This is a genomic window from Sorangiineae bacterium MSr12523 (assembly GCA_037157775.1).
Classification (GTDB): domain Bacteria; phylum Myxococcota_A; class Polyangia; order Polyangiales; family Polyangiaceae; genus Pendulispora; species Pendulispora brunnea.
Genome location: CP089982.1, coordinates 10041101 through 10055751 on the forward strand (window position 1 = coordinate 10041101; position 14651 = coordinate 10055751).

The 14651-nt window shown below is 67.7% G+C and carries 12 protein-coding genes; all 12 read right to left on the reverse strand.

The genetic code is table 11. The annotated features are described in order from the left end of the window. Positions 1–13 precede the first annotated feature (13 nt). The 12 genes from LZC95_39300 to mraZ all read right to left on the reverse strand — a co-directional run bounded on the left by LZC95_39300 (position 14) and on the right by mraZ (position 14305). Positions 14–916: an FtsQ-type POTRA domain-containing protein gene (locus LZC95_39300; GenBank protein WXA92485.1), complete on the reverse strand. Its 903-nt coding sequence runs from the start codon at positions 914–916 to the stop codon at positions 14–16. Beyond that, the gene (murC, locus tag LZC95_39305) at positions 913–2322 is read right to left on the reverse strand and encodes a UDP-N-acetylmuramate--L-alanine ligase (GenBank protein ID WXA92486.1); all 1410 of its coding nucleotides are present in this window, start codon (positions 2320–2322) and stop codon (positions 913–915) included. The genes LZC95_39300 and murC overlap by 4 nt, the downstream gene beginning before the upstream one ends. Next, a complete protein-coding gene (locus tag LZC95_39310) occupies positions 2322–3476 on the reverse strand; it encodes a UDP-N-acetylglucosamine--N-acetylmuramyl-(pentapeptide) pyrophosphoryl-undecaprenol N-acetylglucosamine transferase (GenBank protein ID WXA92487.1) in 1155 nt (384 codons plus the stop codon). The genes murC and LZC95_39310 overlap by 1 nt, the downstream gene beginning before the upstream one ends. A gap of 49 nt (positions 3477–3525) precedes the next feature. Further along, the gene (ftsW, locus tag LZC95_39315) at positions 3526–4737 is read right to left on the reverse strand and encodes a putative lipid II flippase FtsW (protein WXA92488.1); all 1212 of its coding nucleotides are present in this window, start codon (positions 4735–4737) and stop codon (positions 3526–3528) included. Beyond that, positions 4734–6110, reverse strand: coding sequence for a UDP-N-acetylmuramoyl-L-alanine--D-glutamate ligase (gene murD, locus LZC95_39320; GenBank protein WXA92489.1), 1377 nt, complete (start codon positions 6108–6110; stop codon positions 4734–4736). The genes ftsW and murD overlap by 4 nt, the downstream gene beginning before the upstream one ends. A gap of 7 nt (positions 6111–6117) precedes the next feature. Beyond that, positions 6118–7266: a phospho-N-acetylmuramoyl-pentapeptide-transferase gene (gene mraY / locus LZC95_39325; GenBank protein WXA92490.1), complete on the reverse strand. Its 1149-nt coding sequence runs from the start codon at positions 7264–7266 to the stop codon at positions 6118–6120. Next, positions 7263–8753, reverse strand: a complete 1491-nt coding sequence (locus LZC95_39330) for a UDP-N-acetylmuramoyl-tripeptide--D-alanyl-D-alanine ligase (GenBank protein ID WXA92491.1) — start codon at positions 8751–8753, stop codon at positions 7263–7265. Before LZC95_39330 ends, mraY begins: the two co-directional genes overlap by 4 nt. A 3-nt stretch (positions 8754–8756) precedes the next feature. Continuing rightward, positions 8757–10319 carry a UDP-N-acetylmuramoyl-L-alanyl-D-glutamate--2,6-diaminopimelate ligase gene (locus LZC95_39335; GenBank protein WXA92492.1) on the reverse strand — a complete coding sequence of 521 codons (1563 nt, stop codon included), beginning with the start codon at positions 10317–10319 and terminating at the stop codon, positions 8757–8759. Continuing rightward, positions 10316–12439 carry a peptidoglycan glycosyltransferase gene (locus LZC95_39340; GenBank protein ID WXA92493.1) on the reverse strand — a complete coding sequence of 708 codons (2124 nt, stop codon included), beginning with the start codon at positions 12437–12439 and terminating at the stop codon, positions 10316–10318. Before LZC95_39340 ends, LZC95_39335 begins: the two co-directional genes overlap by 4 nt. After that, positions 12436–12846: a cell division protein FtsL gene (locus tag LZC95_39345; GenBank protein WXA92494.1), complete on the reverse strand. Its 411-nt coding sequence runs from the start codon at positions 12844–12846 to the stop codon at positions 12436–12438. Before LZC95_39345 ends, LZC95_39340 begins: the two co-directional genes overlap by 4 nt. Beyond that, the gene (gene rsmH, locus LZC95_39350) at positions 12843–13715 is read right to left on the reverse strand and encodes a 16S rRNA (cytosine(1402)-N(4))-methyltransferase RsmH (GenBank protein ID WXB00257.1); all 873 of its coding nucleotides are present in this window, start codon (positions 13713–13715) and stop codon (positions 12843–12845) included. Before rsmH ends, LZC95_39345 begins: the two co-directional genes overlap by 4 nt. A gap of 146 nt (positions 13716–13861) precedes the next feature. Continuing rightward, positions 13862–14305: a division/cell wall cluster transcriptional repressor MraZ gene (gene mraZ, locus LZC95_39355; GenBank protein ID WXA92495.1), complete on the reverse strand. Its 444-nt coding sequence runs from the start codon at positions 14303–14305 to the stop codon at positions 13862–13864. Positions 14306–14651: the final 346 nt, after the last annotated feature.

Sequence of the window (14651 nt, forward strand, 5' to 3'; positions counted from 1 at the left end):
CCCGAGGGTATCACTAGCGCATACGAACCACCACGCGTTCGGGCCGGGCGTCGTTGTCGAGCATGATGGCGTCGGCCTTGGCCCCGCGCCGATCGAGCTCGGCGAGAACGCGCACCGCTTGATCGAGTTTGCGACGGAACGGGGGGTCGCCCAGATTCAGTTGCAGGGCATTTTTGCCGACGATCAGCGTCGTGGACCCATCGCGCGCCAGATGGATCTCCTGCAGACGGGCCCGTTGCGCGAGGGGCCCGTGCTCGTAGTCACCCGCGAGGTCGAGCGCGCGCCGGATCGATTGGGCCACCCCCTCGCGGTCCTCGGCAACGGCCTCGGGGGTGATGCCGGTGATGATCGGGAGATCGCTCGGATCGCCCGGCTCGATGCGCTTGAAGATCTCGCCGCTGCGCGTGCTCAGGTACAGGTCGCCCAAGGCGACGAGCGCCACGGCCTCGCGTTCGGCAATCTGGATGACCACGGTGCCGGGGAGGCGCCGCGCCAAGGTGGCTTCGCGCACCCAGGGATCCTGCGACAACTTGGTGCGCGCCTCGTCGAGGTCCACGGAGAAGACGTTCTGACCTTTGGCCACGCCCGCTTCGGCGGCCACGGTCTCGGGGGTGCGGGACTTGGCGCCGACGATCTCGATGTCGGTCACCGCAAAACGCGGGCTGTGGGTAACGTACTCGCGAGCAGCATAGGCCACGGACACCGACACGCCGCCGACCAGCGCCATGCCGGAGAGGGCCTGCAGCGCACGGAACAAAGGCCCGCGCGGGCGTCGTCCCGCTCCCGCTCCCGCTCCCGAAAGGTCATCGGGAGCGGGATCGGGAAGATAGTCGTCGCCCGCATCCGCGAGCTCCATAACGTCGGGAGGAGGCTGCGGCTTGGCAACGCGGCGGTTCGTGGGATTGACCCCGCTCATCCGCCTCCTTTGGAAAGAGCCGCGTGCAGCTCGCGGGCGCTGGCGTTGATGTCGCCCGCGCCCAGAGCAATGACCAGATCGCCGGGCTCGACCAGATCGAGCAGCTCGGCGGCGATTTGCTTCTTGTCCGGCACGTAGCGCACGGCGTGGTGGCCGTGGGCGCGGATGGCGTGGGCAAGCGACTCTCCGGTCGCGCCCTCGATGGGCTGCTCGCCCGCGGGGTACACCTCGGTGACGACGAGCAGGTCGGCCTTGTTGAAGGCGCGGGTGAACTCCTCGAACAGCGCGTGCGTGCGCGTGTAGCGGTGCGGCTGGAAGGCGACGACGACGCGGCGATCGTCGAATCCGCGCTGCGCGGCATCGAGGGTGGCCTCGATTTCCGCCGGGTGGTGGCCGTAGTCGTCGATGATCAGAACGTCACCGCGGCGGCCGCCCTTCTCGAGCGCCGGCTCGCCGATGACGGTGAAGCGACGCTGGACGCCGTGGAAGGACGCGATCGCATCGCGCGTGACGTCCAGCGGGATCTCCAGCTCGTCCGCCACGGCAATGACGCCCAAGGCGTTGAGCACGTTGTGGGCGCCGGGCATGCGCACGGTGAACTCGCCCAGGCTCTGCCCGCGCCGCTGGCAATCGAAGCGGGTCGCAAGCCCCTCGAAGCGCAGGTTGCTCGCACGGTAGTCGGCCTGGCGCGAGACGCCGTAGGTGACGTGGCGGCGCGAGATGCGCGGGAGCAGCTCCTGCACGTGCGGGTGATCGAGGCAGAGCACCGAGAGGCCATAAAACGGCGTGCGGTTCGCGTACTCGACGAAGGCCGCTTTCAAGTTCTCGAACGTGCCGTAGTGGTCGAGGTGCTCGGGATCGATGTTCGTCACCACGGCGATGGTCGGGGTGAGCCGCAAGAACGAGCCATCGCTTTCGTCGGCCTCGGCGACGAACAAGTCGCCCGCACCGAGACGCGCATTCGAGCCAAGCGCATTCACCTTGCCTCCGACCACCACGGTCGGATCGAGCCCCGCCGCACGCAGCACGGTGGCCACCAGCGACGTCGTGGTGGTCTTTCCGTGCGAGCCCGCAATGGCCACGGTGTACTTCACGCGCATCAACTCGGCGAGAAGCTCACCGCGCGAAATGATGGGGATCTCCAGGGCCCGGGCGCGTGTCAGCTCGGGATTGTCCCACTGGATCGCACTGGAGTGCACGACCACGTCGGCCCCTTCGACGTACTCCGGGGCGTGCCCCTCGCGAAAGGTGACGCCCATGCTCTCGAGGCGATGCGTGATCTCGTTCGGCTTGCGATCCGAGCCCGAGACCTCGAACTCCATGGTTCGGAGAATCTCGGCGAGGCCACTCATGCCGATGCCGCCGATGCCCACGAAGTGAACGCGCCGTACGCGACCGCGGAACATCAATGCGTCTCCGGGATGCGGCGGTAGTTGCCGGAGCCATTGGTGGTGCGGGAAACGCCGTTGGTGACGGCCTTGGGCACCGGCGGTGCGTTGGCCTCGACGTGCCATCGTCCCAGGCGGAGGAGATCCTCGGCGACCAGGCGTGCGGAATCGGGGCGCCCGAAGGCGCGTGCGGCTTCCGCCATGCGGGTGCGCGTCGCATCGTCGCGAAGCAGGCGCCCGACCTCGGAAGCGAGGCGCGTGCCGTCGGCCGCCTCTTGGCGAATGGCGAGACACCCGCCGGCGCCGGCGAGGACGGCGGCATTTTTGGCCTGATGGTCGTCGGCCGCGAAGGGGAACGGGATGAGGATCGCCGCGCGCCCGATGGCCGAGATTTCCGCGACGGTGCCCGCTCCGGCGCGCGCAATCACCAGATCGGCGCCGGCGATGGCCTCGGCCACGTCGTCGATGAAGGGCACGACCGTGACGCGGTCGACCTTTTCGCGCTCATAGGCATTGCGCACCACGAGCTCGCGGTCGCGGCCCGACTGGTGCACGATTTCGAGCTGCGGGAACTCTTTGACCAGCCGGCCCATGGCCTCCGGCACGCGCTCGTTGAGCGGGGCCGCGCCCTGGCTTCCGCCCAGCACGAGAACGCGCGCCGAGGACGACGCCCGGTACGGGGCACCGCGGAAACCTTGGCGCAAGGGCACACCGAGGATGCGCACGCTGGAGGCGCGCACGGTGGGCGGAATCTTCGGCAGACCGCCCTCCGACTCCACCAGCGCGAGATAGGCGCGCTGCGCGAACGGCGCGGCCACCTTGTTGGCCAGGCCCATGGCGGCGTTCGGCTCGAAAATGGCCAGCGGAATGCCCAGCATTGCGGCGGCCATGGCCACGGGGCCCGAGGCATAGCCGCCCACGCTCAGCACCACGCGCGGGCGCACGCGGCGGAGCAGCGAGACCGCACGCACCGTGGCCACGGCGGCGACGCCGCTTCCGCGCATGGCGCGCCAGACGCCGCCGCCCTTGATGGGCAGAACATCGAGCAGCTCGAGCCGGTGGCCCGGCGGCAGCGTGATGCGCGATTCGAGCCCCTTGGCGGTGCCCACGAAGGTGACCTCCACCTCCGCGAGCTCGCTCGCCGCCGCCGCAATGGCCAGCGCGGGGAACACGTGCCCTCCTGTACCGCCTCCTGCAATTACGATTCCTGATTTCGTCGTCTCACCTGCTGCCATCGGCTCCACCTTGTCGCGACACGCTCAGCAGGATGCCTGCAGCGGCGGCGTTCACCAAGAGCGACGAGCCACCAAAGCTCACGAAGGGCAACGTCAGCCCCTTGGTTGGAAGAATGGCGAGCGCCACCGAAAGGTTCAGGAGCGCCTGGATGCCAAACATCGTCGCAATACCGAACGCCAGGTAGCTGCCGTAATCGTCGGGCGCCCGCAAGGAGGCGCGAATACCCCGCAAGACCAGGAGAAGGTACGCGCCGCACAGCCCGGCGATGCCGATGAAGCCGAATTCCTCGCCAATGATGGCCGAGACGAAGTCGGTATGGGCCTCCGGCAGGTACAAGGTCTGAAGCCCTCGACCGAGGCCGAGCCCCCACACTTGGCCGGAGCCGAACGCCATGACCGACTGCCACGGCTGGTAGGCCAGGGTTTGCTTGTACTGCTCCATGTTTTCCCACGCCAGGTAGCGCAGGTAGCGGTATTCGCTGAATCGAACGGCGATGACCGCGAACATGCTGCCCAGAATGGTGCCGCCCATGATGTAGCCGACCTTGGCGCCGGCCACGAAGAGCAAGGTGAAGGTCAAAAACAGGAGCTCGACGGCGCTGCCGAAGTCCGGCTGCTTGATGCACAAAACGATGAAGACCCCGGAAATGATGAGATGGGGCAGAAAGCCGACGGTGAACGTCTTCACGCGATCGGCCTTTTTTGCGAGGGAATAGGCGAGCCAGGCGACGATGGCGAGCTTCGCCATCTCGACGGGCTGCACGTGGATGGGCCCGACCGCGAGCCACCGCGCCGCACCACCGGCGTTGTGACCGAGGCCGACGACGCACATCGTGAGCAGGATGCCGACGCCCGCGAGCACGGGGTAGGTCAGCTTGTAGAGGCGGTGATAATCGATGCGGCTCGTAACGAAGAGCACACCGAGGGCCGCCAGCGAGTAGAGGCCTTGCCGCGTCAGGAAGAACTGCGGGTTCTTGTACCGCACCGTCGCCTCGACGGCCGACGCGCTGTACACCATGACCACGCCGAAGCCGATGAGGGCGACGACGATGGCGGCCAGCACGGGATCCATGGGACCGGCCGCTTTGATGGCGTTCGGCGTCGCATCGAGCGGCGCGGCGAGTTGCACTTGAATGCGCGTGCGCAGGTTGGGAGGGGGCGCAACCGAGCTGCGCATGGCGCCGGCTTCGATCCTCATGGCGTGGGCACTCCTCGAGACGGAGACAGGCGGTTGACGGCGGCCACGAACTCGTCCCCCCGGTGCTTGTAGTCGCGGAACATGTCCAGGCTGGAGCACGCCGGCGAAAGGAGCACGGCGTCGCCCGGCTGTGCGAGCTCGAAGGCGGCACGCACGACGGCGTCCATCGTCGCCTCGAGCGACGGCGCCGTGGCGATGCGGCGCACCGGCAGCGCGTTTCCAACGGCGTTGGAGATGGTCTCCGCGGCTTCGCCCAGAACGACGACCCCGCGGCCCTTGGAGCGAAGCACGGACACGAGCGGATCGTAGCTGCCGCCCTTCTCACGCCCGCCTGCGACGAGAACGACCTTGGACTCGGGCAATCCGCGCAAGGCGGTGACGGAGGCGCCCACGTTGGTACCCTTGGAGTCGTCGTAGAAGCGCACACCGCCGATCTCGGTGACGAACGCGGTGCGGTGCGGAAGGCCGGTGAACTTCGCCAAGGTGTCGCGGATGCTCTGCGCGGGGACGCTGAACGCGCGCACGGCGGCGATGGCGGCCGCGATGTTGTTGGCATTGTGGCTGCCGACCAGCGCGATTTCCGAGCGCGGGTAGACGTGGCCGTAGGTGCGTTCGATGATCGTGTTGGGCGTGACGTCGACGTCCCCGCCCGGACCGAAGGTGCGCACGATACCGTCGCCCCGGCGCGCTTCGTGCCAGCAAATGTCGTCGCGGAATGGGATGACCGCCACGTCGTCCTTGGTCTGCCGCACGAAGGCATTGCCCTTGGCGTGGGCGTAATCCTCGAACGAGGGATACCGATCGAGGTGATCCGGCGTGACGTTGAGCAGAATGGACACCTTGGGCTTGAACGTCTCCAAGCGCTCCATTTGGAAGCTGGACACCTCGAGCACCGCAATGTCGAAGGCGTCGTCCACGTAGTCGCTCAGCGGCTCGCCGAAGTTGCCGCCCACGAAGGCGCGGGTGCCGTGCTGCTCGAAAATGGCGCCAATCAGGGCCGTGGTGGTGCTTTTGCCATTGGTGCCGCCCACCGCCACCACGGGAACGCGCGGCGGAAGGGCCTGCACGGACAGCTCCACCTCACCGATGACCCGCACCCCGGCCGCGATGGCCGCGTCCAACTCGGGAAACGACGGAAAACCGGGCGACGTCACCACCAGATCGGCATGCTGGATGGCCTCCGCCGGGTGCGCACCCGCCAGAATGCGCACGCCGCTGTCCTTCAGCTTTCGCGCGTCCTCGGACAGGGCCTCCCACGGTTTGGCGTCCACGGCGGTGACCCCTGCCCCGCGCGCAAGACAAAGGCGTGCGGCGGCGCAGCCACTCAGGCCGAGGCCCAGCACGGCGACATGCTTTCCGGTCAGGTCGAGCACCGGCTAGTTATCGCAACTTCAGGCTAGAAAGCGAAATAAGCGCGAGCAAAATGCTGATGATCCAGAACCGCACGATGATCTTGGGCTCTGGCCAGCCCTTCTTCTCGTAATGGTGGTGGATCGGGGCCATCAAGAAAATGCGCTTTCCAGTGAGGCGAAAGCTCAAAACTTGCACAATGACGCTGACTGCCTCCAAAAAGAAGATTCCCCCGAGGATGATCGAGAGCAGCTCGTTCTTCGTGAAGACGGCGCACATGCCCAGGCCGCCGCCCAAGGCCAGCGATCCGACGTCGCCCATGAACACTTGTGCGGGGTACGTATTGTACCAAAGGAATCCAATGCCAGCGCCCACGACGGCGCCGCAAAAGACGGAGAGCTCGCCCACGCTGGCGATGCCGGGGATGTCCAGGTAGCGCGCGACGATGAAGCGCTGCGATACGTTGGCGATGCCGAAGGTGGCACCGGCCAGGTAGCACCAGAGCAGGTACGTGGCACCGTTGATGATGACCGGGCCGATGGCCAGTCCATCGAGGCCGTCGGTGAGGTTGACGGCGTTGGACATGGCCACGACGACCAACACCGCAAACGCGATGTAGATGGCCACCGGTAGCTCGACGGGGTGTTTGGCGAAGGCCACGAACGGGATGGCCAAGCGCGTGCGGATCTCCCACCAATCCTGGGGCACGTGGCGCTCGGCGAAGAAGACATAAATGATGACCGCCCCGGCGATGAGGAACTGGCCCAAAAGCTTGTACCGGCCAGGAACGCCGCGGGAATTCTTCGCCTTGATCTTGAGGTAGTCGTCCAGGTAGCCGATGACGCCGTAGCCGGCGGTGACGGCGGTGGTGGCCCAGACGAAGACGTTGCTCAGGTCGCACCAGAGAATGGTGGGCAGGAGCACCGACAGAAGAATGAGGGCGCCGCCCATGGTGGGGGTGCCGGACTTGATGTGATGGCTCGCAGGGCCGTCGACGCGAACGACCTGGCCGATCTGCTTGCGCTGCAGTTCGCGGATGAACCACGGCGAGAGAAAGAACGAGATGAACATGGCCGACGCAGCGGCGGCGATGATGCGAAACGGTACGTAGCGAAGAACGTTGAGCCAGGAGAGCCAGCTCGCGTCGTGCCGGAGAGGAAAGAGAAATTCGAGGATCACCTGGGTGTTCTCTGGGGGCTGCTGGTCCGGCTACTGTCGCGGGCGAGAAGTGCAATGGCCACGCGCTCGGTCTGTACGCCGCGGGAGCCTTTGACGAGGACGACGTCGCCGGGGCGAACCTCCGCGCAGGCCGCATCGGCCGCCTCGCTGGTGGTCTCCGCCGGGATGGTGCGCACGCCGCCGCGGGCCGCCTGCGAGAGCGTGGTCCAGATGGCCGAGCCGCCGCATCCGATGACCGTGTCCACGCGGGCGCGTGCAAGCTCGTCCCCCAGCGCAGCATGGGCTTCGGCCTCGGCCGGGCCGAGCTCGCGCATCTCCCCGAGAACCGCGACGATGCGGCGTTTCGAGGGCGCTGCGAGTTCCACGGCGAGCTCGATGGCGGCGGACATGCTCGAGGGGTTGGCGTTGTAACTGTCGTCGATGACGGTGATGCCCCACGACAGCGTGTGGATCTGCGCGCGGCCCTCGGGAAGGGCGACGCGCGCGAGGCCGCGGGCGAGTTCTTCGAGTGAAAGCGCTCGGTCAATGGCAAACTCGGTGGCGGCAAGGGCCGCGAGGAAGTCGACGGCCGCGGCCTCGCCCGCGAGAGGCAGGTCCAGGGTGATCTCGCTCTTGGCCCGCGAGAAGACGACCTTGTTGCCGGCGCGCGACAGGAGGCGGTAGGCGGCGCCGGACGCGCGGCCGAACGAGACGGTGTGGCGTGCGACCGTGCGGGGAAGCTGGCGCGCGATCTCGTCGTCGTCCGCGTTGACGACCGCGCACCCCGATTCGGGAAGCGCCGCGAAGAGGGAGCCCTTTTCCACGCCGACCCCCGCGCGCGTTCCGCCGAGCCGCTCGGCGTGGGCGAGGCCGATGTTGGTGATGATGGCCGCATCGGGCACGGCGATGCTGGCCAAGGTGGCGATCTCGCCGGGCATATTGGTGCCCATTTCGAGCACGACGAAGCGGTGGTGCGGCTCGAGGGCGAAGATCATCGCGGGGACGCCGACCCGGTTGTTCAAGTTGCCCAGGGTGGCGTGCGTCGCGTCCACCTCGGCGAGGAGGGCGGAGGCGAACGACTTGGTCGTCGTTTTTCCGGCGCTACCGGTGATGGCCACGACGCGGCCCTGCGGCGTCTTGGCGCGCCATCGTGCGAGGTGATCGCGTGCGAGCGCACCCCACGCGACGAGGGTGTCATCGACCTCGACGACATGCGGGGCACAGTCCTCGGGATCGGACTCGGGGTCGGCCGGCAGATCGTGCGAGCGACCGCGCTCGATGAGCATGAGGGAAGCACCGGCGCGGGCCGCGGCGAGAACGAAGGCGTGGCCATCGAAGTTCTCACCGCGCAAGGCGACGAAGACGCAGCCGGGCGTGGCCTCGCGGCTGTTGGTGGTGAGACCAGTGTGTAACCGTTCGGGCTTGCCTCGGACCAGTGTGCCGCCCGTGATGCGGGCAATCTCGCCGCTCGTGCGCTGGACCCGGTTTTTGGGGATGGGCGTCGACATGGGTCAGCCTCGTCCCTGTTTCGGGCGCTGGGCACGACGCTCGGCGAGGGCGTTGCGCGACTCGACGCGGTCGTCGAAGGGGCGCTTTTCCGTGCCGATGATCTGGTAGTCCTCGTGGCCTTTCCCGGCGACGACGATGATGTCGCCCGGGCGCGCGCCGAGGATGGTGTCGCGGATGGCGCGGGCGCGATCCAGCTCGACGACGTACGAGGCGCCCGCCGCGCGCATGGCCTCTTCGACGGGGCGCGCGATTTCCGCAGGGTCCTCGGTGCGAGGGTTGTCGCTGGTGATGATGCCGAGGTCGGCGCCTTCGGCGACGGCTTGGCCCATGGGCCCGCGTTTTTTGGGATCGCGGTCGCCGCCGCAGCCGAAAATGCAGACGAGACGCGACCCGTCGGAGCTGACCTTGCGCACGCTCTCGAGGACGCGGGCCAGGGCATCGGGGGTGTGCGCGTAGTCGACGAGCACGATGACGTCGTCGTCCTCGACGTCGCACCGCTCGAGGCGGCCGGAGACGCCCGATTCCTCGCCGATGGCCGCGCAGGCACGACCGAGCTCGAGGTCGAGCGCGCAAGCCACGCCCACCGCGACGACGATATTTTCCAGGTTGTGACGGCCGATGAGGCGCGAGCGCACCCGATGCGTGCCCTTGGGGGTGCGCAAGGTGGCGTCGATGCCGCGCGCATCGAGGGTGGCCTGAAGCGGGGCGATTTCCGCCTCTTCGGGCGGCGTACCGGTGCGGGCGCTCACGCGGATCAAGGGCGCGCGCACGCGCTCGGCGATGCGGCGGCCGAGGGGATCGTCGATGTGGATGACGGAGCTCCCGGGTCCCATGTCGAAGAAGAGCCGCTCCTTGGCGGCGGCGTAGGCCTCCATCGAACCGTGAAAGTCGAGGTGATCTTGCGTAAAATTGGTGAAGGCGGCCACCCGAAAGCGCACCGCCCGCACCCGCCCCAACTCGAGCGCAATGGAGGAGACCTCCATGGCCACGTGGGTCGCGCCAAGCTGGCGCATGTGGTTCATGACGCGCGCGATTTCGTCGGCTTCCGGCGTGGTGTGCTCGGCGACGATCTTCGTGTTGCCGAAGATGTGACCGACGGTGCCAATCATGCCGCACGCGGGTGCGCCCTCACGCTCGCGGGCCAGTGCGCCGTCAACGGCGGCACGCACCAGGTGGCTCGTGGTGGTTTTGCCGTTGGTGCCGGTGATTCCGATGACGTCCAGGGTGAAGGTGGGGTGGCCGTAGACGGCGGCGGACGCAAACGCGAGGGCATCGGCGGCATCGTCCACGATGATGTGCGGGACATTGGCGATGGCGCCCGCGTCGGCGTCGATGTGGCCGCGCTCGACCATGATGGCCGCGGCGCCCCGTTCTTCCGCCTGCGGGATGAAGCGGGTGCCATCGGTGTTGGCCCCGTGGCGGGCGACGAAGAGATCCCCCGGTTCGACGCGGCGCGAGTCGTGGTGCACACCATGCACGCGCACCTCGGGGTCGCCCACGATATCGACCTGGCCGGGAATTTCGCGCACCATGTCGACGAGCCGGAGTCCTTCCGGCGGCATCATGACGAGGGCTCGAAGACCAGGCGGACGGCGCTTCCTTTGGCCGCGGAGCTTCCGGCGGTGGGACTCTGGCGCACCAGACGACCGTAGCCCTCGATCTGCGGAACGAGGCCCGCCGCGAGAATGCTTTTGACGGCATCGCGCGCGGCAAGGCCATTGGTGTCGGGCACGCGCACGGGCTCCTGCGGGGGGCCGATCATGGGCTGCTGTTCCCGCTCCCCCTCCCGCTCCCGATTCTGCGCGATCCCGTCGGGAGCGGGAGCGGGATCGGGAGGGGAAACCTGGGGCGGCTTCATCGAGGCGATGAAGCTATCGGCCGGATCTCCCTCGCGGGTCACGTTGGAAAGCTTGGCGGTGGCGGCGTTGGGGGTCACTCCCAAGTAGCGTAGCGTTGCTTCGGCCGTTCGGCGGAAGACCGGACCGGCAATCGAACCGGCCGCGTGGCCGATGACCGGTTCGTCGAGCATCACGGCAATGACCAACCGCGGGCGTTCGGCCGGCACGAAGCCCACGAAGGACGACGTGAACAACTCGTTCGACATTTTCCCGGTCTTCGTGTCGGCTTTCTGCGCCGTACCGGTTTTTCCGGCCACGCGGAATCCAGGGATACTCGCCTCGAGGGCGGTTCCGCCGTCTTCCGTCACAGCCGTGAGCATCTCGGTCACCATGCGCGCCGTCCCGGGAGGTATCACTTCGCGCCGCACGTGGGTGACGCCTTCACGCACCAGCTCGCCGCGGGAATCCATCACTTTACGGACGAGCACCGGCTCGAGCAGGCGCCCTCCGTTCGCAATCGCGGCCATGGCCATGGCCAGCTGCACGGTGGTGGTGCTCACGCCCTGCCCGAAGGAGGCATACGCCGTATCGACTTCGAACCACGCCCGACCGCGCGGACGAAGCACACCGGAGGCCTCACCGGGCAGCGGCAATCCCGTGGGCTCGCCGAAGCCAAAGCGACGAAACGTCGAGTAAAGGCCCGCCTCGCCCAGGTTGAGGCCGATCTTCAGGGCGCCGATATTGGAGCTGCGCGCGAGGATCTGCGTGGGGGTGAGCCAGTCGTTCAAGTGGGTGTCGCGGATGACGGCCCCCGCGATGGTGTAGCTCCCGTGCTCGCAGAAGATCGACTCGGTGGGCTTGAGCGTGCCCGCGGCAAGTGCGCCAGCGAAGGTGAACACCTTCATGACGGAGCCGGGCTCGAATCGGTCCGTCACGGCCCGATCGCGCCGCGCATCGACCTCGGACTCGCCGTAGTCGTTCGGGTTGTAGCCGGGGCTGGAGGCCAGCGCGAGGATCTCTCCCGTGTTGGGATCCACGACGACGAGCGCCCCGCCCTTGGCCTCGTACGTGCGCTGCGCGGCATTGAGTTCGCGCTCGGCAACGTGCTGGATGCCCTCGTCGATGGTCAGGTGGATATCGCGCCCCGTGAGCGCGTCCCCTTGGGTGTTGCCGTTCGAGAAAATGAGCCGGCCCGTGCGATCGCGGAGGCCGCTGACCTCTTCGACCCGGCCGCGCAGCTCCTCGTCCATGCTCAACTCGAGGCCGTCCTTGCCCTGCCCGTCGGGCGCGACGAATCCGAGCACGGGCCCGGCGAGCTCGCGACCCGGGTAGTAGCGGTGACCTTCGCCCTCGACGTTGAGGCCCTTGATCGGGTGCGGCTGTTTCTTCGCGTCGCTGAGTTCGCGCACGAAGAGGGCCTCGTCGCCGGTGATGCGGCGCTTGATCCAGACGAAACGCTTTTTGGCCGAGAGCTTCGCATAAAGCTCGTCGCCCTTCATGTTGAGGCCCGGGGACAGGCGCGTGGCGACGTCGCGCAAGATGGCGTCTTGCGCATCGGGGGCCTCGATGCCGCGGAGCATCTCGCCCACATCGGCGCTGAGGCTCGGCACCTCGACGCTGACGGCGAGGGCGGTGCCGTTTCGGTCGTAGATCGTGCCGCGCTTGGGCTCGATGTGAAGGCGCCGCTGCCGCTGCTTTTCGGCCATGTCCTTCCACAATGGGCCGTCTTCGACTTGGACCCGGTACGCGCCGGCCACGAGGCCGCCGAGGGCGAGGCTCATCACGCCGACGAGGATCCCCATCCGCAGCCGAATCCAGCGGGCCCGCGACGGATCGAGGTTCTTCATGGGGTGGCCGCCACCGTTGCGGAGCCAGCGTCGGCATTCTCCGGCGCGCGAGGCGGCGATCGATCCGAGTCTTGCAGCGCCGGGAGCACGATCATGCGGTCGGGCGTGGGCGGCTCCATGCCGAGCAGGGTGCGCGCGACGATGTCGACCCGCTCGGGAGTCTTGTAGCTGGCCGCCTCCACCTCGAGGACGCGCTTGACTTCGCGCAGGCGCGCCTGCTCGGCCCGCGCCCGCCCGAGCTCGTAGCCCAGGGCGACGGTGCGGCCGCGCAGGGCGAGGTGCAGCACGAACGCGAGCACGGTGGCCACGATGGCCAGGGTCCACACCGTGACGAAGACGGCCGCCCGCTGCCGCGGCGTCCCCGAGCGGGCTTTGCCCCAGCTTTGAAGCAGCCCCCGGAAATTCACCGCACGCTCTCCTCTTGAGGAATGCGGCGGGCCGCGCGCAACTTGGCGCTGCGGGCACGCGGGTTGGCGGCGCGCTCCTCCTCGCTGGCCATGAGCGGCTTCTTCCAAATGGGCTGCCAGACTTCGCGGTCGGCGAACGTCTTCTTGACGAGACGGTCCTCGAGCGAGTGGAAGCTGATGACGGCCGCCACGCCCCCGGGAACGATGACGTCCTGCAGCGCGGCCAGCAGAATCGAGAGCTCCTCGAGCTCGCGGTTCACGGCGATGCGGAGCGCTTGGAAGGTGCGCGTCGCCGGATCGACCCCGCCCACGCGCACCGGACCGACCGCACGCACGATGGCGCGGCGAAGATCGAGCGTGGTCGCGAGATCGCCCTCGTCGAGGGCGCGCTTGATGCTGCGCGCGATCCGACGCGAGCGGCGTTCGTCGCCGTAGCGGTAGATGATGTCCGCGAGCTCGTCGTCCTTGAGGCGGGTGATGAGATCCAGCGCCGTTTCGGCGTCCTCCGGATCCATCCGCATGTCCAGCGGGCCCTCGGCGCGGAAACTCATGCCGCGCAGCGGGTCGTCGAGCTGGGGCGAGCTTACCCCCAGGTCGGCGCAGAGGCCGTCCACCTTGGCGAGGCCCATGGCGGTGAGCTCCTCGCGCACGCGCCCGAAGTTGGAACGCACGATCTCGATGCGGTCCTCGAACCGCTCGAGGCGCGTCTCGGTGGCACGGATCGCTTCGGGATCGCGATCGAAGCCGATGACCCGGGCGCCGGGGGCGCTCTCCAGGATGGCCTCGGCGTGGCCGCCGCCCCCGAGGGTCACGTCGACGTAGACGCCGCCGTCACGCGGGGCGAGAACCTGCGCCACTTCGTCCTTCATGACGGTGGCATGGACGAAGTGTTCCACGACGTTGACCTCTCCTTCGTCCTCGGCCCAGACCCACTCGACGTTGCCTTCGACGAGGCCCGGGAGGGAAAGTTGCGGATCGCTCGGCTCGATGCCAGCGCCAGCGCGCGCGGGGCCGCTCATAGTCCGAGCTCCGCGAGCCGTGCGCTGATGTCGCGCCGCTCGTCTTCGGTGGTGTCGAAGTGCTGCTTCCACAGCGCCTTGTCCCAAAGTTCCGCGTACTTACCGGAACCTGCCCAGAGCACTTCTTTCTGCAGCGAGGCGTGCTCGCGCAAGGTGGGCGGCACGAGGATGCGACCCGAATCGTCGACCTCGCACTCGACGGCACCGGAAACGTAAATGCGCTTCAACTTCTGAACGGCGCGGTCGAACTGCGGGAGCTTCGCGAGCTTCTCCTCGAACGCCGTCCACTCCGGCATCGCGTACGCGACGAGGCACGGATCGAGCGCGCTGGTCAGCACGATGCGTCGCTCCCCGAGCGCAGCAAGGTGATCGCGGTACCGAGCCGGAAGGCTGGTGCGGCCCTTCGCGTCGATGCTGTGCTCATAACGACCGCGAAACATCCGGCGTCGCGCCTCAACGAATCACCCACGGAGAGAGAGGAAGGGAAAGATTTGGCACTTCTTGCCACTTCTTCCCACGTGCAAACGCCACCGTATGGAGAGGGGCCAGGGCTGTCAATAAATCACCGCATGTTCAGCTCCAGTTTCACACGAGTGTGACGGGCTTGGCCAAGTTGCGGATGGACAGATGATCAGCCCGAGCTGTGGAAAAGCAGCCCGAATCACTGTGGAAAACTTGTGACTTCACTTGGGCTGTACGCGCGCGCTCGCGGTGCATCGCGCACTCGCGACACGATCGCGGCCCCGCGACGCGAACGAGATCGCGTCCATGGACACACGCGTGTGA